This is a genomic window from Promicromonospora vindobonensis (genome assembly GCF_042685865.1).
GTDB classification, from domain to species: Bacteria; Actinomycetota; Actinomycetes; order Actinomycetales; family Cellulomonadaceae; genus Promicromonospora; species Promicromonospora vindobonensis.
In genome coordinates this window covers 2,552,031-2,572,056 of the sequence record NZ_JBHUOG010000002.1, presented here as the reverse complement: position 1 = coordinate 2,572,056, position 20,026 = coordinate 2,552,031, and the positions used below count along the sequence as shown (strand labels likewise).

Sequence of the window (20,026 nt, the reverse complement as noted above, 5' to 3'; positions counted from 1 at the left end):
ACCGGCGAATGGTGCTGCGCGATCCACTGACCGGTGCGGAGTGCGCGCCGTTCGACGCGCTCGTGTCGTTCGGCAAGGCCGTCTACTCTTTCGGGGACCGTGAGCACGCGATGCTGCTCAGTCTCGGGGCCGGCTTCAAAGCCGCCTACATCTTTCTGCCGGCGCGCGGCATCGTCCTCGACCTCGAGGCGACGTACCTGGGCACGGCGGTCGGCCGGCCGATCTTCCCGCCGCACAAGAGGGTCAACCTCTGCTTGAGCCTGCTCGACCGGGTGGTGGCACAGCGGGACCGGTACGCTGCCGCCGTGGCAAGCCGGCCGGCCCCCGGGGCGGAGCGCACCCTCGTGCTCGAGATGGCGGTGCCGGAGAACTTCGCCCACCACGTGTGGAACTTCTACCCGGGCGTGGAGGCCCTGATCGACCACGGCGTGGCCGGCAACATCGCCGAGGTGCGCACGTCTGGCACCCACTTCTTCGGCACGTTCCAGGAGCTCTTCCCGGAGTTCTCGGGGGCGCGGTTCGTCGACGAGCCGCGCCGCGGCGTGCGCGACCCGTATCCCTTCTCCCACGATCATCTGGTGCTCTCGATCGGCGGGTACTTCATCCGCCGGTCGCTCGTGCACCGGATCCGGGAGCGCGTCGCACGGGCGGAGCCCACGCCGGGCTACCCACAGCCGCCGTCGGCCGGTGACGGGCCGCTGCCGGGACCCGTCGTCTGGATCGGGCTGCGCGTGCGGAGCCGTGCGTGGGCGGACCAGGAGCGTGAGGTCGCCCGGTTCGTCGACGCGCTGCATCTGCGCTACCCGCGGGCGCTCGTCCTGCTGGACGGCTACTCGTACCCGATGAGCAACGACCTCGTGTCCGAGCGGTGGCAGAGCAGCATCGGCGAGCTGCACGCGGTCGCCCGAGCGATCAAGGGCAACGTGCGGCGCGAGGACCAGGTGATCGACCTCGTGGGTAGCTCCCTGCGGGAGGCGGTGCTCTGGGCCGAGGCCACGGACGTCTACATCGCGCCGAACGGGACGAGCCAGCACAAGGTCGGCTGGTTCAGCGACGCCCCCGGCATCGTGTACGCACCGGCGTCGCTCGGTGACGTGTCGCCCGAGCGCAGGCCGGGGGCACGGGAGGCGGAGGGCCGCCCCGTGCCGGTGACCATCTTCGGCGAGGCGGCGAGCGAGGGCGAGCGTCGCGGCAGCAACGACGTCCGCCCTCACCTGGAGAACCTCCGGCTCGACCGGGGTCAGCTCCTCGCGATGGTCTGCGAGCTGCTCGACTCCAGTCCTGCTACCTCGGCGAGCAGGTCCCGCCAGGAGTCCCTGTACCGGCGCGCCGAGAAGCTCCTGGTCACGCGCCTCGCGCCGCGGCTGAGCCGGCGGGCGAGCCTGTCGTCCGTGAGGACCTGAACCAGCCGGTCGGCGAGAGCCCCCACGTCGTCGCGCGGCACCAGGAACCCGTTCTCGCCGTCTCGGATCACCTCGGCGGGGCCGTAGTTGCAGTCGTACGCCACGAAGGGCGTTCCGACGGACATGGCCTCGGTGAGGGTGAGGGGCAGGCCCTCGTGGAGGGACGACATCGCTGCCACCCGCGAGCCGGCGAACGCGTGCAGCGCCTGCGCCGTGCCGCCGTGGAACCGGACGTCGACGCCGGGCTCCAGGCCGAGCTCGGCGGTGAGCTCCTTCAGGGACGCCTCGTCCTTGCCGGTCCCGTAGACGTCGAGGTGCGCCCTCGGCACGCGCTCGTGCACCAGCACGAACGCGCGCAGCAGGTGGTCGAGCTGCTTCTGCGGAGCCAGCCGGCCGATGAACACCACGGAGTCCGGGTCCCGTCGCACGCCGCGGACCTTCGGCCGGGGGGCGGCGTGCCGCAGCACCCGGAGCGGCAGCCCGGGGTACCGGGCCAGGAGGTCGGTGTGCTGCCGCTGGGTGAGGCAGACCATGACGTCGACGTTCGTGGTGTCCGAGAAGAAGCCCTTCCAGCCCGAGTGCGTGGGCGCCGCGGCGGTATACGGCGCCGCGAGGTGCGAGTTGTGCAGCACCGAGACGCCTCGCAGGCGCGGATGGCGCATGAGGCGCAGGCTGCGCTGCCACACGTTCTCACCGTCGGCGAAGACGACGAGGTGCTCCGCCGACGCGAACGTGGTGTCGAGCCACCGGGCGATCGCGCCCGCATAGTCCCCGACCGGTTCGTCCCGCAGGCGCAGCCGGGCGTCGCCCTCGCCGACGTGCCCGGTGATCTCGGCCTCGAGCCAGACCGTCCGGCCGTCCACGACGAGCTCGCGCCGGCGCCCACCGCCGCCCGGCACCAGGTGGTCGACGGCGACGAGCGCGCCGTGGGCGAACATCCACTGCGCCGCTCGTGAGCCGTCCTCGCGCAGGACGATGAGCTGGCGGGTGACCTCGGTGTCCCGGTCCAGCAGCTCGATCGTGCGCAGCGCGTCGTCCACGAAGGTGCGCACCTGGACCACGTCGTCGACGGTCCGACGGCGTCGCCGCACCCCCGGCCCGTCCGGGATCCGGGGCACCTCGATCGGTGCCAGCTCGCCGGCACGTGCCCGGTCGACCGCGTCGGGCCCGTCGCGCCACAGGACCAGCAGGCGGACGTCGGGGTGCAGCAGGCCCTGGCTGCGGGCCCACGCGCCGTCGTCGTCCAGGAGGCCCGTCACGACGAGGCTGGTGCGGTAGCCGAGGCCCGCGTAGAGGTTGGCGCGCGCCAGCACGGCGCGGGTGCCGCCGGCGATGCGGTGGCCGAGCGATCGGACGAACAGGACGACGTCGGTGTCCCCGGGACGGGGCGCCCTGTTCATGACCGCAGGCTCCAGCGCCACGCGTCCGCGTTGTGCCGGCCGGAGCGGCCGCCGAAGTTCTTTGCCGTCGCCGCACCGTTCCCGCGCAGCACGCGGGCGTGGTTGATCCACTCGTCGAGCGGCGCGGCGTCATCGGGCTCCGGGCCTGCCGCTGCGACAGCGGCGAGGCCGGCGACCAGGGCGGCCACCTCGACGTCGTCCGGCTCGCCGCGCACCACGCGGACCTGGGAGCTCACTCGTCGTCCTCCTCGTAGAAACCGAAACCGGGCGCCTCGCCGCGCGACGCCGCCCACTCGGCGATGTCGTAGCCGCCCTCGGTGAGGTGCGTCGCCACGGACTCGCCGGCGGCGTCGAGCAGGTCGATCACGCCGTCCAGGGTGGCGTCGCCGCCGCGCGCGGCGACGACGAAGCCCAGGTAGAACGACTCGCCGCCCTCTGGCAGCTCTGACTCGATGATCTCGTCGATCTCGGACTCGTCCGCCGGCTCCCACACGGACGACGTGAGGTCCGGGTGCATGCCGAGCGAGCCGTGGAGCGTGTCGAACAGGGCGGCGTTCAGGTGCCCCACCGTCGACTCGAGGGCCAGTACCCGCGGGTCCTCGTCCGCCTCGGCTGCGCCGAACTCGGCGCGGACACCTACGGCCGTCCCCACGTAGTCGTGCAGTGCAGCCGCCAGCGCGTCGACCGCACGGTGCATGGGCTCCGCGTCGACGCGGCCCATCGGCGCCGGGCCGTGGGTGGCGTCCTCGTGACTCATGTAGTTCCTCATCCTGTTCCGGACTACCTGCTCGGTCCTCCCACCATCAGAGCGGGATGTTGCCGTGCTTCTTCGGAGGAAGCGTAGATCGCTTGGTGCGCAATGCGCGAAGCGCACGGACCACTTGCACGCGTGTCTCGGACGGGCGGATGACCGCGTCGACGTAGCCGCGCTCGGCGGCGTCCCACGGGTTGACGATGGCGTCCTCGTACTCGGCGGTCAGCCGGGCCCGTTCGGTCTCGACGTCGCCGCCGGCCTCCTGGACGGTCCGCAGGGCCCCGCGCTGCAGGATGTTCACGGCACCGCTCGCCCCCATGACCGCGATCTGCGCCGTCGGCCAGGCCAGGTTGACGTCCGCGCCGAGCTGCTTGGAGCCCATCACGATGTAGGCGCCGCCGTACGCCTTGCGCGTGATGATGGTGATGAGCGGGACCGTGGCCTCCGCGTACGCGTAGATCAGCTTCGCGCCGCGCCGGATGATGCCCTGGTGCTCCTGCCCGACGCCCGGGAGGAAGCCCGGCACGTCGACGAACGTCACCACGGGGATGTTGAAGGCGTCGCAGGTGCGCACGAACCGCGCGGCCTTCTCGGCGGCGTCGATGTCGAGCGTGCCCGCCATGGACTGCGGCTGGTTGGCGACGATGCCGACCGACTGGCCCTCCACGTGCCCGAACCCGACCAGCACGTTGGTCGCGAACATCGGCTGCACCTCGAGGAACGACTCGGGGTCGAGGACCGCCTCGATCGCCTCGCGCATGTCGTAGGGCTGGTTGTCGCTGTCGGGGATGAGCTCGTCGAGGACCTCGTCCTCCGCGGTGACCTCCAGCACGGTCTCGTCCTCGGGCGGGAAGGCCGGCGCGTCCGAGAGGTTGTTCTGCGGCAGGTAGCTCACCAGGTGGCGCACGTAGTCCAGCGCGTCGTCCTCGTCCTGGCCCATGTAGTGCGCCACGCCCGACTTCGAGTTGTGCGTCCGGGCGCCGCCAAGGGTCTCGAAGTCGACGTCCTCGCCCGTCACCGTGCGGATCACGTCCGGGCCGGTGATGAACATGTTCGACGTCTGGTCGGCCATCACGATGAAGTCCGTCAGGGCGGGGGAGTACACCGCACCGCCGGCGCTCGGGCCGAGGATCAGCGAGATCTGCGGGATCACGCCCGAGGCGGCGACGTTGCGCCGGAACATCTCCGCGAACTGCGTCAGAGCCGCCACACCCTCCTGGATGCGGGCGCCACCGCCGTCGCTGATGCCGATGAGCGGCACCCCGGTCCGTAGCGCGAGGTCCTGCACCTTGGTGATCTTCTGGCCGTGCACCTCGCCGAGGCTCCCGCCGAACGCGGTGAAGTCCTGGGCGTAGACGCACACCTGACGGCCGTCGATCGTGCCGTAGCCGGTCACCACGCCGTCGCCGGCGATCCGCTTCTTCTCCAGCCCGAAGTTGCGGCTCCTGTGCATGGCGAGCGCGTCCAGCTCGGTGAAGCTGCCCTCGTCCAGGAGCGCGTCGACGCGCTCGCGCGCGGTCTTCTTGCCCCGCTTGTGCTGCTTCTCCTTGGCCGTCTCCTCCGGGATGTCGATGGCGGCTGCCCGGCGGGCGTCGAGGTCGTCGAGCTTGGCGCGCGTGCCGGTGAGGGTCGTGATGGCGTCGTTCACAGTTCGAGCGTAGTTGTCGGATGCCTCCGGTTCGATGCGTGACCGTCCAGCGGGTCACGCCGTCGCCTTGTGGGTTTCCTCCAAGGGCACGTGTGGCGCCGAGGGGAGAGGATGAGGTGTGCACCAGCCCCTGGCCCTCGACAAGCTCACCGTCCCCGGGTTCGCACGGGTCGAGGTGGTCGAGACCTCGCCCTCCACCAACGCAGAGCTCGCCGCGGCCGTCCGGTCCGACCCTGCCGCCTGGCCGGCGCCGGCGGCCCTGATCGCCGAGCACCAGACCGCCGGGAAGGGTCGGGCAGGGCGGTCCTGGGAGATGCCGGCCCGCGCGGGCCTCACCGTGTCCGTGCTGTTGCGCCCGCGGGTCCCGGCAGAGGCCCTGGGCTGGCTCCCGCTGCTGGCCGGGCTCGCGGTGGTGCGCGCGGTGTCCGACGGCGGTGTCCCCGCCGCGGTGAAGTGGCCCAACGACGTCCTGCTGCCCGCCGTCGACACCGTCGCAGGGCTGGGCAGCTACCGCAAGGTGGCGGGCATCCTCTCCGAGGTGGTGCCGGAGGCGCCTGCCGCGGGCCGAGCAGCTCCGGCAGTGGTGCTCGGGATCGGGCTCAACGTGTCCCAGTCAGCGGCCGAGCTCCCCGTGCCGACGGCGACGTCGCTGGCGCTCGCCGGTCACCCCCGCCCGGACCGGACCGACGTGCTGGTGCGGCTGCTCGGTGAGGTGCACGCCGTCGTCCGGCGGTGGGAGCAGGCCGGCGGTGACGTCGGCGCGGCCGGCCTGCTGGACGAGTACACGGCGGTGTCCTCGACGCTCGGCACCCGCGTGCGTGCCGAGCTCGCCGGGGGAGCCGGTGAGCTGGAGGGGGTGGCGGTCGGCCTGGACGAGTCGGGGGCGCTGGTGGTGCGCCTGGAGTCGGGCGAGGAGCGCACGGTCACCGCAGGCGACGTCTGGCACCTCCGGTGACGCGGGCCGCGTGCGGGTGAACTGCCCTCTCCGGGCGGGTGAACTCGGCGGCAGACTCTGCCGCAAGATGCCTGACCTGCGTTAATCTCCGACGCAAGCGAGGGCAGCGAAGACGGGCGCCGAGCGGGCGTGCGACGGCGGGAGATGCCGATGGAGGCAGGTCGAGCCACGGTCGGAGTGGCCAAGGCGATCGTGTGTGCCGCGGCGATAGTCACGGTCTATCTGATCAGCACCGTCCGGCTGGACCGGGGCGTCGTGCAGACGGACGGGACCCCGACGGCGGGCCTGATCGCAGCAGGGATCGCGTGGCTCCTGGTCGTCTGGGCCCTGCTCTACCGCGACGACGGCGGGCGCGGCGTACGGCTCGGGCTGTGGAACGTCGTCACCGTGGTCGGGATGCTGCTCGTGCTCATGGGGATCCCTCTTGCTCTGACGTTCTGGGGCTGATCCCGCTGGCCCGTCCAGCGGATGTATGCGGGTGCATGAGGTGTGCGCGCCTACAGTGGTGACGTGCTCCACAATTCCGAAACCTCCCACAGCCACCACGACACACCGGGTGCTGACACCGCGGCGCGGCTCGACGAGACGCTGCTGGGCGGCGCCCGTCGGTACACGTTGTCGCAGGTGGTGGAGCGGACGGGGCTCGACGAGCAGTTCGTGACCCGCTACTGGCGCTGGATCGGTCTGCCGGTCACGCACCCGACGGAGACGTGGTTCACCGACGCCGACGTCGAGGCGCTCAAGGACGCGGCCGGCCTGTTCTCCGCCGAGCAGATGGACGAGCGCGCCCAGATGACCTTCATCCGGTCCGTCGGCCACACCACTGAGCGGCTGGCGCTGTGGCAGGTCGAGGCGCTCGTCGAGCACCTGGCGCGGCGCTACGAGCTCGACGAGACCTCGGCCCGGCTGCTCGCCCTCGACCGGCTCCCCGAGATGTCCGAGATGCTCAGCCGGCAGCTCGAGCACGCCTGGCGGCGGCAGCTCGCGGCCCTGACGGGACGCACCGCCATCGAGTTCGCCGGCTCCCGTGGCGACGACCGCAACGACACCCATCAGCTGCCACTGGTGCGGGCGGTCGGGTTCGCGGACATCGTGTCCTTCACGAAGCGCACGGCAGGGCTCGGCTCGGAGGAGCTGGCGGAGTTCGTGCAGCGGTTCGAGGCCGGTGCGCGCGACGTGATCGTCAATGCCGGTGGCCGCGTGGTCAAGACGATCGGCGATGCGGTCCTGTTCGTGACCGACGACATCTCGACCGGCGCAGAGGTGGCGCTCGGCCTTGCAGAGACCTCCGGCGCGGCGCTGGGGACCGCCGCCCCCGGGGACCCAGAGATCCCGGTGCGCGTCGGGCTCGTGTGGGGGCGGGTGCTGTCCCGGTTCGGCGACATCTTCGGCCCGACCGTCAACCTGGCCTCGCGCCTCACCGAGCAGTCCGATCCCTCGACCGTTCTTGTCGACAAGGAGACCGCCGCCAAGCTCGCCACGAGCTCGCGCTACGCGCTCACCGCACAGCCGGTCCGGGACGTCCCCGGCATCGGTCCGATGGCGCCGGTCCGCCTCCAGCGCGCCTACCGCGGCTGACGCCTCACCGGGGCTTCCGCAGGGTGCGCATCGCGCCGGGGAGCAGCCTCAGCTGTGCCCTGCGCTCGGCGGCGAACGTGCGCCGGTCGCCCGCCGACCACTGCCGGTCGAACAGCCGCTTGGCGGCAGCCACGGCTTCCGTGCGGCGCTCGGCGATCTGACCGGCCAGCGCGAACGCCTCCTCCAGCGGGGTGTCGGTGACGGTCCCGGCCAGGCCGAGCCGGCCGGCGTCGGCCCCTGTGAACTCCTCGGCCGTGAAGGTGAGGCGCTTCGCCGTCTCGATGCCGACCAGCTGGGTCAGGGCGCGGATCCCCGACATGTCGGGGACCAGCCCGCGCTCGACCTCCTTGATCGACCACCGGGCATCGGGAGCCGTGAGGCGCAGGTCGGCGGCGAGGGCGATCTGCACGCCCGCACCGAACACGTGGCCGTGCACCGCAGCGATCACCGGGACGGGCACCCTCCGCCACGCCCAGCAGGCCTCCTGGAAGAGGTTGGTGCCGCGCGGCGTCGGCACGAACGCCCGTGCCACCGCTGCCGGGTTGCGGGCCGCCGCGCCGAGGTCGAGCCCCGCGCAGAACGACCGGCCGTTGCCGGAGACGACCACCGCGCGCAGCCCCGGTGTGTGCCGGAGCGTGCGCGCGGTAGCCCTGAGCCGGCCGAGCATGTCGATCGACAGTGCGTTGAGCTTGTCGGGCCGGTCGAGGCGGACGTCGGCGATCCCGTCCGAGACGTGGCACGTGATGCGGCTCTGGGACGGGACCGCCGACGGCGGAGTGCTGGCGCTCATGGGGCGCAGCCTACGCACGGCCGGCCGTCAGGAACGCGGTGGTGCGAGCGGGAGACTCGTCACCACCGGCCGTCGATCGGTACCTCCGTGTCGACTCCCTCGTACCGCGGGACCTGCACCGTGCGCGCGCCGGGCTTGCCGCCGATGACGACGGTGCGCAGGCTGACGTTGTTGGACTTCGTCCGCTCGTGCAGGTTGCCGTTCGGGTTCACCGTGATCCTGATCTGGTAGGTCCCGTTGCGGACGCCCGCCAGGTTGAACGCCTGGGTCTGGTACTGGCTGTACGTGTCGCCCCAGCCGACGGGCAGGACCTCGCGCAGCCACAGGGCGGACCTGTCGCCGCACGTGCTGTCCAGACCGGTGGCCTCAGGGCGCCAGGTGGCGCCAGGCACCGTGAGGTCGACGGGGTCGGTCGGCGCGAGGCACCAGGACTGCTTGCCGCTCGTCGTCACCAGGGAGCCGTCGGGCTTGACGAGCTCGTACAGCGCGAAGTCCAGGAAGTGCCAGTGATCGTGCTCGGGTGCGGCGTGGTACTCCATCGTCCCGGTCTTGGTGCTGCCGATCTCCTTGCCGTCCCGGTAGAAGAACTGGTAGGCGTCCATGGTCTCCGAGGAGCCTCGACGGAAGCCCTCGACGACGAGCGGGCCAGGTCCGGCGTTCCACTCGTGGGCGTTGAAGGTGAGGCGGGTGACGCGGCCGTCCTTCTCGGTCCCGATCTGCCACGCGGGCACCGACACCAGGTCGGGGAGCGTCTCCTTGGCAGGCTTCTTGTTCGAGGGCTTCGATCCCTCCTGGCCGAGCGCGGGGTGGTCGCCGCCGTGCTCCTGGCCCTCGTCGCCGAGCGTGAAGAGGTTCGTGCGGTGCGTGGACTCCGCTGCGTCCCCGTGGCCCGTGTGGGTGCTGCCGCTGTGCGCCTGCCGGCGCTCGTCCTGGGCCGACGGCTCTCCCTCGGCCAGGGTGCTGAAGCCCTCTGCGGGCTCGCCCATGAGCTCTCGCCCTACCTCGGCGCACTCCCACATCTCGCACTCGTCGACCACCTTGACCCGCTGCGACACCGAGCGGCCGTCGGCGGGGAGGCCGAGGAAGTCCGCGACGGGATCGCTGATGGTCACGGTCATCCGGAGGTTCTTGCGGGCGGTCTTCAGCTCGAAGAACGTGTCCAGCATGGCCGCCCAGCCCTGCTCGATCCCGAACACCGAGGACTTCGTGAACCAGCTCCCGCCACAGAACGAGGGGTAGACGGGCTCGGTGTGGCCGGTCGGCTCGACGCGCTGGCGGTCCGACTCGCCCAGGCACAGGCTGCGGGTCCTCGTGATCAGGACGTTGCCCTTTGCGTCGACGACCTTGACCGTGAGCCCCTTCTTGAAGCCGTTGAGCCCGTCGACGATCGCGGCGGGAGCCTTCGTGGTGGTGCGCTCGTCGCCGCGGATCACGGTCTTGGTGAGCGTGACCGGGGCGGAGGCCTTGTCGCGCTTGGCCCAGAACTCGTAGCCCTCACCGTAGGCGGCCATCCAGACGGCTGAGTCGAAGTACACGTAGCCGTCGTAGCCATAGGCCTCGACGGTCTTGGCCGCCGGAGCGAAGCGGAGGCCGCGCTGCGCGGAAGGCTCGCTCGCGGTGGTCTCGGCGGTTGTCGATGGTGCTGCGGATGCGACCTCGGTCGCACCTCCCTCTCCGAGCAGTCCGAGGGCCAGCACGGTGACCACACCCATGGTGAGCAGGCGAGGCGATGGACGGGACAAGCGGCGTTCGGTCATGAATCCCCCAGCTGGACGTGGACAGGACAGGAACTGTCGCACCTAGGGACGCTCGAGCTCGCTGGATGGTTGTGCTGCTGACGGACTTCACCCCCTATTGGTCGCCTAGAGCACCCTGGCGGGGATTCAGCCGGAGGTCCCCGGCGTCCGGGTGCCGCAGCCGCTCCGTGCCCGTGCGGTAGGGCGTCGCGAGCGGCGCGGTGAACCGGCCGCTGAACTCTGCTCCGGCCAGCACGGACATGGCCTCGGCAAGCTCCGCGACGTGCGGGTCGCCGGGGAGCGACTCCATCCGGAGCGCCGCGACCTGCCGGTCCGCGACGTGCCCCCAGTCCAGGAACACGGACCGGGCTCGGGGCTCGGTCAGGACGAACCGGAGCAGGTTCGGGTGGCCGTCGTCGAACAGGCCGAACGGCTCGAACAGGCGCCGGTACGCGCTCGTGGCGGCGAGGACGTCGCCCACGCGGTTGAGCAGCACGGCCGCGAGGGCTCCAGCCGGTCGAGGAGCGCTCGGACGGGCGGCCGCACCGAGTCGGCGGGCGGGTCGACGGAACAGGCAGCGTTCGTGCCCTTGCTGGCACGGAGCAGGAGGAAGCGTTCGTCGGCGGCCAGCCGGACCGCGTCGGCCAGTGCGCCGAGGTGCTCGTCGTGGCCGCCATCGAAGCCACCGGCCGCGTGGACGTGCTGGTCAACAACGCCGTGGCCTGGGGCGACATACAGCCCTTCGACACCGTGCCCGACGAGGAGTGGACCGCCCTGATCCGCTCGTGACCGACGGCGTGGCAGGCGGCGAGTACTACACAGCGGCGAAGGCGGCACTGCACGGCTTCAGCCGGTCGGTCGCGCACTCGCTCGGGCGGGACGGCGACCTGCTCTCCAACGTGGCGCTGCTGGGGCTGACCAGGACGGCCACCAACACCCACATCGTCGACCAGGTGGGAGCGCTGTACGCGGATCGGTCACCGCTCGGCCGGCTGCTGGACGCGTCCGAGGTGGCGACCGCCGTCGTCTGGCTCGGCTCGGTGGCCAACACCGCCGTCAACGGTCAGGTGGTCGGGCTGACGGGCGGGGGCGTAGGTGTATGACACGATGCGAACGTGCTGAAAGTCGTTCTCTTCGATCTCGACGACACACTCGTGGACCAGGAGGGCGCCTCGCGCGCGGCGCTCCTCGGCTGGTTGCCCGAGCTGGGTCTTGACCTCGACGACCTGGATGAGCTGGTCACCGCGTGGGGCATCATCGCGGAGGACGCCTACGGGCGCTACCAGCGGCGCGAGATCACGTTCGCCGGGCAGCGGCGGGTCCGGGTGCGTGAGTTCCTGGGCGCCGACGCCACCGACGACGAGGCCGACGAGCTCTTCACCGGGTACCTGACGCGCTACGAGCGCGCCTGGACCGCGTTCGACGACGCCGTGCCCGCCCTGCGCCGGGTGCGCGACGCCGGCCTCGTCGTCGCGCTGCTGACCAACGGCGACGCCGCCCACCAGCGGCTCAAGCTCGACCGCACGGGCCTGGCCGAGCACCTCGACGTCGTCGTCGCGTCCGACGACCTACCTGCGGGCAAGCCCGACCCCCGCGCGTACGCCGCCGCGTGCGAGATCCTCGGCGTCGCGCCGGGCGACGTGCTGATGGTGGGGAACGACGTGGAGAAGGACTACCAGGGCCCGCTCGACGCCGGACTGGGCGCCGTGCTGCTGGACCGACACGACCGGTACCCGGAGGTCGAACGCCGGATCCGGACGCTGGACGAGCTGCTGCCCGCGACGTAGCCCGTTCGCTGGGTGACCGTGCCGCGCCCACGGCGCGGTGGGTCGCTACGGTCGGCACGTGACTGTCGTCGAGATCCCCGGTTCGAAGTCGATCACCGCGCGGGCGCTGTTCCTCGCGGCAGCAGCGCACGGGCGTTCCACCCTGGTGAGACCCCTGGCCTCCGACGACACGGAGGCCTTCGTCGAAGGGCTCGGTGCGCTCGGGTACCGGGTCGAGCAGGGAACCTCGGAGTGGAGCATCGACGGTGCACCCGCAGGCCCGCCGTTCGAGCTCGCCGACGTGTTCACCCGGGACGGTGCGACGACATCGCGCTTCCTGCCGGTCCTCGCGGCCACTGGTAGCGGCCGCTACGGGTTCGACTCCTCGGCGCAGATGCGGCGCCGTCCGATGGCCCCGCTCACCCGGGCGCTGCGCGAGCTGGGGTCGGTCCTGGAGTTCGGTGGCGAGGGCGACCACCACCCCATGACCGTGCACGCCACGGGTCTCGCCGGCGGACGGGTTCGCCTCGACGCCGGGACGTCCTCGCAGTTCCTCACGGCGCTGCTCCTGGCCGGTCCCCTCATGCGTGACGGGTTGACGGTCGAGGTGACCGACCTCGTGTCGGAGCCATATGTCGCGATCACGACCGCGATGATGCACGCGTTCGGGATCGACGTCGTCCAGGAGGGGCGAACCTATCGGGTCGAGCCGGGCACCTACCGGGCCGGACGCTACGAGATCGAGCCGGACGCGTCCTCCGCGAGCTACTTCTTCGCGGCGGCGGCACTTCTCGGGGAGTCGATCACGGTGCCGGGGCTCGGACCGGGGGTGTTGCAGGGCGACTTCGCCTTCGTCGACGTCCTCGCCCGCATGGGCGCCCACGTCGAGAAGCGGGCGGGCTCGACGACGGTGACCGGGACGGGGAAGCTGAGCGGGATCACGGTCAACATGCGCGACGTCTCGGACACCATGCCGACGCTCGCGGCGATCGCGCCCTTCGCCGACGGCCCCACGCGGATCGTCGACGTCGCCAATACCCGGGTCAAGGAGTGCGACCGTCTCGACGCGTGCGCGACGAACCTCCGGGCCATGGGCGTGCAGGTCGACACCGGGCCCGACTGGATCGAGATCCAGCCGGGCACCCCGCGCCCCGCAGAGGTGCGTTGCTTCGGCGACCACCGGATCGCGATGGCGTTCGCGGTCGCAGGGCTGCGGACCCCGGGTACGACGCTGGACGACCCGCAGTGCGTGAAGAAGACCTTCCCGACCTTCCACACCGTGCTCGCCGACGTGCAGCGCTCGTTCGGTGGCGCAGGGGGACAGCGCTACGTGGCGGCGGCGCGGAGGTAGGTGAGGACCGCCAGCACGCGTCGGTTGGAGTCGTCGTCCGGTGGCAGGTCGAGCTTGGCGAGGATGCTGCCGACGTGCTTGCCGACGGCGGCCTCCGTGATGACGAGGCGCGCGGCGATGGCGTTGTTGGACCGGCCCTCCGCGATCAGACCGAGCACCTCGCGCTCCCGGGGTGTGAGGCGTGTCAGCGGGTCGCGCCGGCGGCGGACCAGACGGCGCACCACCTCGGGGTCGACCACGGTGCCTCCGTCGACGATGTGCCGCAACGTGGCCGCGAACTCCTCGACGTCCACGACACGGTCCTTCAGGAGGTAGCCGACGTGGCGTCCGTCGCCCGAGTCGAGGAGGTCGCCCGCGTAACCGTACTCGACGTACTGGCTCAGGGCGACGACGGCGAGGCCAGGCAGCGCCCTGCGGAGCGAGACGGCGGCGCGCAGGCCCTCGTCGGAGTGCCCGGGGGGCATCCGGACGTCGGTCACGACCAGGTCGGGCCGATGCTTCGTGGTCGCGGCGACGAGCGAGTCGGCGTCCCCGACCGCGGCGACCACGTCGAACCCGAGCCGGGTGAGGAGATCGAGGAGGCCCTCGCGCAGCAGCACGCCGTCCTCGGCGAGGACTACTCGGACGGGCTGCACGGGATCTCCACTCGGATGACGGTCGGTCCGCCGACGGGGCTGGACAGGAGCATTCTGCCCTCCACGGCCGCCACCCGGTCGGCCAGACCCGCCAGGCCGGAGCCGTTGGCCGGGTCGGCCCCGCCCCTGCCGTCGTCGGTGGTCTCGAGCACCAGCAGCCCGTCTGTTACCCGCGCGGTCAGGGTCGCCGTGGTGGCGTGGGCGTGCTTGGCGATGTTGGTCAGCGCCTCCGCCGCTGCGAAGTACGCGGCCGCCTCCACCTGTGCGGGGAGGTGGCCGTGCAGGTGCGTCGTCAGTTCGACCGGCACCGCGGCGTCGTCGGCCAGCTCGTCGAGCGCCGGTGCAAGGCCACGGTCCGCCAGCACCCGTGGGTGGATGCCCCGGACGAAACGGCGCAGCTCGCTCATGAGCTCCTTGGCCTGTTCGTGCGCCTCTGCCACGGACTGGGCGGCCGGCGATCCCTGCGGCAGGTCCATGCGGGCGGTGCCGAGCTTCATCGCCAGGCTCACGACCCGCGCCTGCGCGCCGTCGTGCAGGTCACGCTCGATGCGGATGCGTTCGGCCTCGAAGGCGTCCACCAGCCGGGCGCGGGAGCGCGTGACCTCGACCAGGCGGGCGCGCAGGACCTCCGGCTCGGGTCCGCACAGCAGCGCGCGGGCGAGCATGCAGTGTGCACCGGTCACGACCGCCAGCTGGTAGGGGGTCGTGACCAGCAGCACGAGTCCGAGCAGCGCGTACGGGATCGCCGCCGTCGGCGTCGTGACGGTGACGAAGCCGAGTGCCACCTGGTCGCCGCTCGCGGCCAGCGCAGGGCTCACCGTCATGACGGCCGCACCGGTGGTCAGCACCGCCGTCGCCACGTAGAGGCAGGGGACAAGGGTGACGGAGAGCGCCGCGTACACGAGCTCGCGCCAGGCGGCGGGCTCGGCGTACCGCGCGCGCAGCCACTCGCTCGGCGCTGCCCGGGGGAGCTGGCGGTGCCCGCCGGCCGGGACGTCGTCGGCCACCAGGCGCAGCCGGGCGCGCTCGAGGTTCGCGAGCGGGAGCGCGATGAGCGGACCCAGCGCAGCGGTCAGCGCGGCACCGGACAGGAAGAACGCCAGCGCAGCTGGCCAGGACGGCGCAGCACCGCCCGCGACCTGCGCGACGAGCACCAGCCACGGCAGGGTGACCAGGCCGATCGGCACCGCCGCCGACGCCACGACCAGCGGCGTCGTCAGGGCGTACGCGAGAGCTCGCCACGGCCAGGCCGAGACGAGGAACCGGCGGCTCGTGACCGCCTGCAGGACGGACCTGGGTGAGGGGGGCGGCACGCCCCAACGGTAGGGCGCCGGGCCGGGCCCGGCCCAGCGGTCCACCCATAGTGCCGCGGTAGTGCTACGCCTACCCCCGATGTGCCCGCTGGTGGTCGTGACCGGGGCCGCAGCCCCCTGTTGGCTGGTGCGCAACGCCTTCGTCCGACTGGAGTCCCTCGTGCAGCTCGACATCAACCGCGTCATCAAGACCTACCGCGAAGGGCATCGCGCCGTGGACGACGTGAGCCTCCGGGTGGGTCCCGGCGTCCTGGGCCTACTCGGTCCGAACGGCGCCGGGAAGTCGTCCCTCATGCGGGTCCTCGCCACGATCACCCGGCCCACTGCGGGCACCGTCACCTGGGACGGCGTCGACGTCGCGCGGCACCCCGACGGTCTGCGCCGCGTCCTCGGCTACCTGCCGCAGGACTTCGGGGTCTACCCCAACCTGTCGGCGCCCGAGTTCCTGCACTACCTGGCCGCCGCCAAGGGGCTGTCGGGCCGGTCGGCCCGGGCGCGTGTGCAGGAGCTGCTGAACCTGGTCAACCTCGCCGATGTGGGCAGGCGTCCGCTGGGGAAGTTCTCCGGTGGGATGCGCCAGCGGGTCGGCATCGCGCAGGCCCTGCTCAACGACCCCCTGCTGCTCATCGTCGACGAGCCGACCGTCGGCCTGGACCCCGAGGAGCGCATGCGGTTCCGCAACCTCCTGGGTGACCTCGGCTCCGACCGGGTCGTCATCCTGTCCACGCACATCGTGCCCGACGTCGAGGCTGTCGCCGACGACCTCGCGATCCTCGCCGGCGGGAGGCTCCTGCACCGGGGCCCACCCGGTGACCTGGTCCGTGCGGCGGACGGTCAGGTGTGGGAGCTCGTGGTCCAGGCGGCGGACCTGTCCGCGCTACGAGACCGATACGAGGTCACGCGCGCGGTCCGCACCCCCGACGGGGTCCGGGTCCGTGTGCTGCATCCCGAGGCACCGGCGCACGGGGCCGTCGCGGTGCCGCCCGACCTGGAGGACGCCTACGTCCGGATCGTGCGGTCCGCCGGGCGTATCGCGACGTCCGCGGTGGCCCGGTGAGCCCGCGCACGGTCTGGTCGGTCGCCGTTGCCGACTTCAGGGACCGGGCCCGCCGGCCGGTGTTCACCGTCTGCCTCCTGGTCGCTGTCGGCGTCGGGTACCTGGCCGCGCCCCCGGCGGCGGCCGGCTACACGATGGTCAAGGTCGGGGCGTTCCGCGGCCTCTACGACAGTGCGTACCTCGGCACCATGATGGCCATGGTGGGCGCCCTGTGGCTGTCCTGGATCGGGTTCTACGCCGTGCGGACGGCGGTGGCGCGGGACTCGACCAGCGGTGTCGGTGAGCTGCTGGCGACCACTCGCCTTCGTACCACCGCCTACCTGGCCGGCAAGTTCGTGGCGAACCTGATGTTCCTGTTCGCGATGGCCGGAGCACTGGCGCTGACCGCGCCCGTCATGCAGCTGATCCGCGGCGAGTCCGCCTCCGTCGACCTGCTGGCGCTATGGGCCCCGTTCCTCCTGCTGTGCCTGCCGGTGCTCGCCGTCAGTGCCGCGGCAGCGCTGCTCTTCGAGACGATCGGCTTCCTGCGTGGCGGCCTCGGCAACATCGCCTGGTTCTTCGGGTTCGGCGCCCTGTTCGTGGGCTGGTTCTCCGCGGGGCTGGCCGGGGTCACCGACAGCATGCGGGCCGATGTCGCAGCACAGCACCCTGGCGCGGGTACCGAGGTCTCGATCGGGGTCACCGGGGAGGAGAACGGCCTGGGGATCTTCACCTGGACCGGGAACCACGCCTCCGGTGAGCTGTTCGGTCAGCAGGCAGGCTTCCTCCTCGTCGCGCTCGCCGTGGCGCTCGTCCCCGCGCTGTGGTTCGGTCGCTTCGACCCGTCGCGGTCGCTCCACCGCAGCAGAGCGGTCCCGGCCCCGCCCGAGCTTCCGGCTGCCGTCCCTGCACCGATGTTCGCGCGGAGCGCCAGACTCACCCCGCCGGCCGTCCGCGGCGGCGGGACCCTGCGCCTCGTGGTCGGCGAGACGCGCCTCCTGCTCACCGGCCAACCGCTGTGGTGGTGGCTCGGGCTGGCGGGGATCACGGTGGTCGCCCTCCTCGGCGCCGGCATCGACGCGCGCGGCACCCTGCTCCTCGCGTGGATCTGGCCTGTGCTGATCTGGTCCCGGCTGGGCAGCTTCGCGACCGAGCACGACATGGGGCCGCTGCTGACCGCTCTGCCTGCTCGGCGTCGCCGGCTCGTCGCCGAGTGGGGCGCCGGGGTGGTGGTCACCGCCCTGTGCGGGCTCGGGCCACTGATCCACCTGGTCCTGGCCGGGGACGTGCTCGGCACGGGCGCTTGGCTGGGAGCCGTCGGCTTCATCCCCGCCCTCGCCATCGGGCTGGGCACCCTGAGCCGGAGTCCGCGGCCGTTCCAGGTGGTCTACGTGGCCCTCTGGTACCTGATGGTCAACGGGATCGCCGCCGCCGACGTCATGGGCGTCGTCCGACAGGGCGACCAGCTCGCCGGACCACCTGTGGCCGCCGTCGGTGCTGCGGCCGCTGTCGCACTGCTCGCTGCCGCCGCCGTCCGCGAAGCGCGGCACGGCGCCCGCTGAGGCCTACCGGACATCCACCGGCTCCGGGTCTCTCGGCTCCGGGTCCGCCTCGATGAGCTCCGGCCCGTCGTTCCGGACCGAGCCGACGGCGTCGCCCACCGGAAGCGCCGTGACAAGTGGTTCGTGGGCCCGGATCTCCTCGTCGATGACGGCTTCCAGCTCCTCCGGCTGAGGTAGCCCGGCGCGTTGCTGCGGCGTCAGGCCCTCGTAGAGTGCCACTGCGACGGGGGAGGCGGTGCTCGCGAGCGCGTAGTCGAGTGTGGCTCCGTTGCGCTCGGTGCACAGCAGGATGCCGACGGTCTTGGCATGCACGTTCGGGTCACGGACCTCGCCGTCGACCATCGCGACATAGGTGCCGATCTGGCCCATGTGGGCGGGCTGGAACTTGCCGACCTTCAGCTCGACGACGACGTAGCGCAGCTGGGTGACGTGGAAGAAGAGCAGGTCGACGAAGAACTCGTCACCGCCCACCTCGATCCGGAACTGCCGCCCGACGAACGCCATATCGCGACCGAGCTCCAGCAGCGTGGCCTGTATGCGATCCATGAGCGCCTGCTCGCGGTCACGTTCCGCGATCTGTTTCCCGGGATCCAGGTGCTCGAAGACGTAGGAGTCCTTGACGGCCTGCTGCGCGAGGTCGGAGTCGGCAGTTTCGAGAGTCGTCGAGAAGTTGGACGGAGCGGAGCCCAGACGGCTCTTCAGGTCCATCTTGATCTCGAACTCGAGGCTGGCACGGGACCAGCCGTTCTCGACTGCCTTGGCGGCGTACCACTCCCTGTCCTGGCGGGTCGTGAGCTTGTCGAGGATGACCCGGACGTGTCCCCAAGGAATTTGTGCCACAGCCTGTGGCACAAACTCGTCAACCGTCGGCCAGGCAGACGCAAGTGCCTTCATGTACATGAGGTTGCGGCGGGTCCACCCTCTCTGGTCCGGGAACTCACGTCGCATATCAGTCGAGATCTGGTCCACCACCTTGGCGCCCCAGCCCTCGTCCTTCTGGCGGTCGAGAATGTCGCGGCCGACGGACCAGTACAACCGCAGCACCTGGGTGTTGGCGGCGCGCACCGCGCGGAATTGTGTGGTCCGGACCCGCTGCTTCAGGTCCGCGATGAACTCGTTGTAGCCCTTGGGCACACCGGCATCGTCGGTCTCAATGGTCATAGGTCAAGCGTATAGAGGAACCCTGGCATGTGCTCGCTACATTGCGTATACGCAACGACCTGGGACCGATCGGCCCTTTCTGTGCCTATCAAACCAGCACCGGCTCCGGGTCTCTCGGCTCCGGGTCCGCCTCGATGAGCTCCGGCCCGTCGTTCCGGACCGAGCCGACGGCGTCGCCCACCGGACGCGTCGTCAGCGGCGCATGGTCGACCTGAAGCAGGTCCGACGCGTCCCGGACGGCCGGATCCAGCCATGCGTCCCAGGTCTCCCGCGGCAGCACGAGCGGCATGCGGTCGTGGATGGGGGCCATGCGGTCCGACGCCGGGCGGGTCACCACCGTGGCCGTCACCAGCCAGCGGTCGGGGTCGGTCTCGCTCGCCGCCGGGTTGCGCCAGAACTCGTAGAGGCCGGCGAAGGCCGCCACGCCGGAGTCCGAGGGGTGGATCCAGTACGGCTGCTTCGCGACCTTCGTCGAGCCGGCGGCGGGCAGCGCCAGCTTGCGCCACTCGTAATAGCCGTCGGCGAGCACGAGGCAGCGGCGTGCCGCGAACGGCTTGGCGAACGCCGGCTTGTCGAGGAGCGTCTCGGAACGTGCGTTGATCATGCGGGCCCCCACCCCGGGATCCTTGGCCCAGGACGGCACGAGCCCCCAGCGAGCCAGCCGCATCGATCGGGTCACCTCTGCGGAGTCGCGCGCCGCCCGCTCGACGACGATCCGTACCGGGTCGGTCGGTGCCACGTTCCACGACGGTGGCAGCAACCGCGCGTCCTCGGCGAGCTCGGCGATGGCGAGCTGGTCGGCGAGGTCCTGGGTCTCCGTGAAGGAGGCGAAGCGTCCGCACATGGGACCAGCATGCCCCGAGCCACCGACACTCGCGGTCGACCCCGAACCGCGGGCGACGGTGAACAGGGGCAAAATTTATCGTGAGAGACCCAAA

At 71.6% G+C, this 20,026-nt stretch carries 20 protein-coding genes; 9 read left to right on the top strand and 11 right to left on the bottom strand.

The features are described from left to right. Nucleotides 1–1,240 precede the first annotated feature (1,240 nt). From ACFS27_RS24775 to ACFS27_RS24760, 4 genes are read right to left on the bottom strand one after another with little or no spacing between them, the layout of a single operon-like run. Nucleotides 1,241–2,803 (bottom strand): glycosyltransferase, encoded by a 1,563-nt coding sequence (locus ACFS27_RS24775; protein WP_377188994.1) that lies wholly within the window; start codon nt 2,801–2,803, stop codon nt 1,241–1,243. Beyond that, on the bottom strand, nt 2,800–3,039 hold the full coding sequence (locus ACFS27_RS24770; protein WP_377188991.1) for an acyl-CoA carboxylase epsilon subunit: 240 nt from the start codon (nt 3,037–3,039) through the stop codon (nt 2,800–2,802). The genes ACFS27_RS24775 and ACFS27_RS24770 overlap by 4 nt, the downstream gene beginning before the upstream one ends. Further along, complete coding sequence (locus ACFS27_RS24765; protein WP_377188989.1) at nt 3,036–3,560, bottom strand: hypothetical protein; 525 nt, start codon at nt 3,558–3,560, stop codon at nt 3,036–3,038. Before ACFS27_RS24765 ends, ACFS27_RS24770 begins: the two co-directional genes overlap by 4 nt. A gap of 46 nt (nt 3,561–3,606) precedes the next feature. After that, a complete protein-coding gene (locus ACFS27_RS24760) occupies nt 3,607–5,205 on the bottom strand; it encodes an acyl-CoA carboxylase subunit beta (protein ID WP_377188986.1) in 1,599 nt (532 codons plus the stop codon). 118 nt (nt 5,206–5,323) lie between these two features. Here ACFS27_RS24760 and ACFS27_RS24755 point away from each other — a divergent pair, with 118 nt between their 5' ends. The 3 genes from ACFS27_RS24755 to ACFS27_RS24745 all read left to right on the top strand — a co-directional run bounded on the left by ACFS27_RS24755 (nt 5,324) and on the right by ACFS27_RS24745 (nt 7,738). Further along, nucleotides 5,324–6,160 carry a biotin--[acetyl-CoA-carboxylase] ligase gene (locus ACFS27_RS24755; RefSeq protein WP_377188983.1) on the top strand — a complete coding sequence of 279 codons (837 nt, stop codon included), beginning with the start codon at nt 5,324–5,326 and terminating at the stop codon, nt 6,158–6,160. A gap of 150 nt (nt 6,161–6,310) precedes the next feature. Then, the gene (locus ACFS27_RS24750; RefSeq protein ID WP_377188980.1) at nt 6,311–6,607 is read left to right on the top strand and encodes a hypothetical protein; all 297 of its coding nucleotides are present in this window, start codon (nt 6,311–6,313) and stop codon (nt 6,605–6,607) included. Between the two features lie 63 nt (nt 6,608–6,670). Continuing rightward, nucleotides 6,671–7,738 carry an adenylate/guanylate cyclase domain-containing protein gene (locus ACFS27_RS24745; RefSeq protein WP_377188977.1) on the top strand — a complete coding sequence of 356 codons (1,068 nt, stop codon included), beginning with the start codon at nt 6,671–6,673 and terminating at the stop codon, nt 7,736–7,738. Nucleotides 7,739–7,742: 4 nt separating this feature from the next. Here the strand turns inward: ACFS27_RS24745 and ACFS27_RS24740 are convergent, their stop codons facing one another. The 3 genes from ACFS27_RS24740 to ACFS27_RS24730 all read right to left on the bottom strand — a co-directional run bounded on the left by ACFS27_RS24740 (nt 7,743) and on the right by ACFS27_RS24730 (nt 10,760). Continuing rightward, the gene (locus ACFS27_RS24740; RefSeq protein WP_377188974.1) at nt 7,743–8,528 is read right to left on the bottom strand and encodes a crotonase/enoyl-CoA hydratase family protein; all 786 of its coding nucleotides are present in this window, start codon (nt 8,526–8,528) and stop codon (nt 7,743–7,745) included. Nucleotides 8,529–8,587: 59 nt separating this feature from the next. Further along, nucleotides 8,588–10,240 carry a lysyl oxidase family protein gene (locus tag ACFS27_RS24735; protein WP_377188971.1) on the bottom strand — a complete coding sequence of 551 codons (1,653 nt, stop codon included), beginning with the start codon at nt 10,238–10,240 and terminating at the stop codon, nt 8,588–8,590. Between the two features lie 139 nt (nt 10,241–10,379). Then, nucleotides 10,380–10,760 carry an MmyB family transcriptional regulator gene (locus ACFS27_RS24730; RefSeq protein WP_377188968.1) on the bottom strand — a complete coding sequence of 127 codons (381 nt, stop codon included), beginning with the start codon at nt 10,758–10,760 and terminating at the stop codon, nt 10,380–10,382. 170 nt (nt 10,761–10,930) lie between these two features. Between ACFS27_RS24730 and ACFS27_RS24725 the strand changes: the two genes are divergently transcribed. From ACFS27_RS24725 to aroA, 4 genes are read left to right on the top strand one after another with little or no spacing between them, the layout of a single operon-like run. Continuing rightward, a complete protein-coding gene (locus ACFS27_RS24725; RefSeq protein WP_377188965.1) occupies nt 10,931–11,053 on the top strand; it encodes a hypothetical protein in 123 nt (40 codons plus the stop codon). Continuing rightward, nucleotides 11,050–11,367: an SDR family oxidoreductase gene (locus ACFS27_RS24720; protein ID WP_377188962.1), complete on the top strand. Its 318-nt coding sequence runs from the start codon at nt 11,050–11,052 to the stop codon at nt 11,365–11,367. The genes ACFS27_RS24725 and ACFS27_RS24720 overlap by 4 nt, the downstream gene beginning before the upstream one ends. Before the next feature lie 12 nt (nt 11,368–11,379). After that, nucleotides 11,380–12,051 carry an HAD family hydrolase gene (locus ACFS27_RS24715; protein ID WP_377188959.1) on the top strand — a complete coding sequence of 224 codons (672 nt, stop codon included), beginning with the start codon at nt 11,380–11,382 and terminating at the stop codon, nt 12,049–12,051. A 58-nt stretch (nt 12,052–12,109) separates the two neighbouring features. Further along, nucleotides 12,110–13,381 carry a 3-phosphoshikimate 1-carboxyvinyltransferase gene (gene aroA, locus ACFS27_RS24710; protein WP_377188956.1) on the top strand — a complete coding sequence of 424 codons (1,272 nt, stop codon included), beginning with the start codon at nt 12,110–12,112 and terminating at the stop codon, nt 13,379–13,381. Here aroA and ACFS27_RS24705 read toward each other — a convergent pair. Both ACFS27_RS24705 and ACFS27_RS24700 read right to left on the bottom strand, forming a co-directional pair. After that, entirely contained in the window at nt 13,357–14,016 is a 660-nt protein-coding gene (locus ACFS27_RS24705) for a response regulator (protein WP_377188953.1), read from the bottom strand. The two genes, aroA and ACFS27_RS24705, sit on opposite strands and share 25 nt — an antisense overlap. After that, complete coding sequence (locus ACFS27_RS24700) at nt 13,998–15,329, bottom strand: sensor histidine kinase (RefSeq protein WP_377188951.1); 1,332 nt, start codon at nt 15,327–15,329, stop codon at nt 13,998–14,000. The genes ACFS27_RS24705 and ACFS27_RS24700 overlap by 19 nt, the downstream gene beginning before the upstream one ends. Before the next feature lie 127 nt (nt 15,330–15,456). Here ACFS27_RS24700 and ACFS27_RS24695 point away from each other — a divergent pair, with 127 nt between their 5' ends. Then, a complete protein-coding gene (locus ACFS27_RS24695) occupies nt 15,457–16,386 on the top strand; it encodes an ABC transporter ATP-binding protein (protein ID WP_377188948.1) in 930 nt (309 codons plus the stop codon). Continuing rightward, entirely contained in the window at nt 16,383–17,927 is a 1,545-nt protein-coding gene (locus ACFS27_RS24690; RefSeq protein ID WP_377188945.1) for a hypothetical protein, read from the top strand. Before ACFS27_RS24695 ends, ACFS27_RS24690 begins: the two co-directional genes overlap by 4 nt. 3 nt (nt 17,928–17,930) lie before the next feature. On the opposite strand, the gene ACFS27_RS24685 is transcribed toward ACFS27_RS24690, so the two are convergent. Next, on the bottom strand, nt 17,931–19,088 hold the full coding sequence (locus ACFS27_RS24685) for a PDDEXK nuclease domain-containing protein (protein ID WP_377188942.1): 1,158 nt from the start codon (nt 19,086–19,088) through the stop codon (nt 17,931–17,933). Nucleotides 19,089–19,176: 88 nt separating this feature from the next. Continuing rightward, nucleotides 19,177–19,932 (bottom strand): SOS response-associated peptidase, encoded by a 756-nt coding sequence (locus tag ACFS27_RS24680; protein ID WP_377188939.1) that lies wholly within the window; start codon nt 19,930–19,932, stop codon nt 19,177–19,179. Between the last annotated feature and the right edge of the window lie 94 nt (nt 19,933–20,026).

Excerpts from the sequence above, each read along its gene's own strand:
- ACFS27_RS24765 (WP_377188989.1), bottom strand. The coding sequence starts at position 3,560 with ATGAGTCACGAGGACGCCACCCACGGCCCGGCGCCGATGGGCCGCGTC.
- ACFS27_RS24735 (WP_377188971.1), bottom strand. The coding sequence starts at position 10,240 with ATGGGTGTGGTCACCGTGCTGGCCCTCGGACTGCTCGGAGAGGGAGGT.
- ACFS27_RS24740 (WP_377188974.1), bottom strand. The coding sequence starts at position 8,528 with ATGAGCGCCAGCACTCCGCCGTCGGCGGTCCCGTCCCAGAGCCGCATC.
- ACFS27_RS24775 (WP_377188994.1), bottom strand. The coding sequence starts at position 2,803 with ATGAACAGGGCGCCCCGTCCCGGGGACACCGACGTCGTCCTGTTCGTC.
- ACFS27_RS24680 (WP_377188939.1), bottom strand. The coding sequence starts at position 19,932 with ATGTGCGGACGCTTCGCCTCCTTCACGGAGACCCAGGACCTCGCCGAC.
- ACFS27_RS24750 (WP_377188980.1), top strand. The coding sequence starts at position 6,311 with ATGGAGGCAGGTCGAGCCACGGTCGGAGTGGCCAAGGCGATCGTGTGT.
- ACFS27_RS24685 (WP_377188942.1), bottom strand. The coding sequence starts at position 19,088 with ATGACCATTGAGACCGACGATGCCGGTGTGCCCAAGGGCTACAACGAG.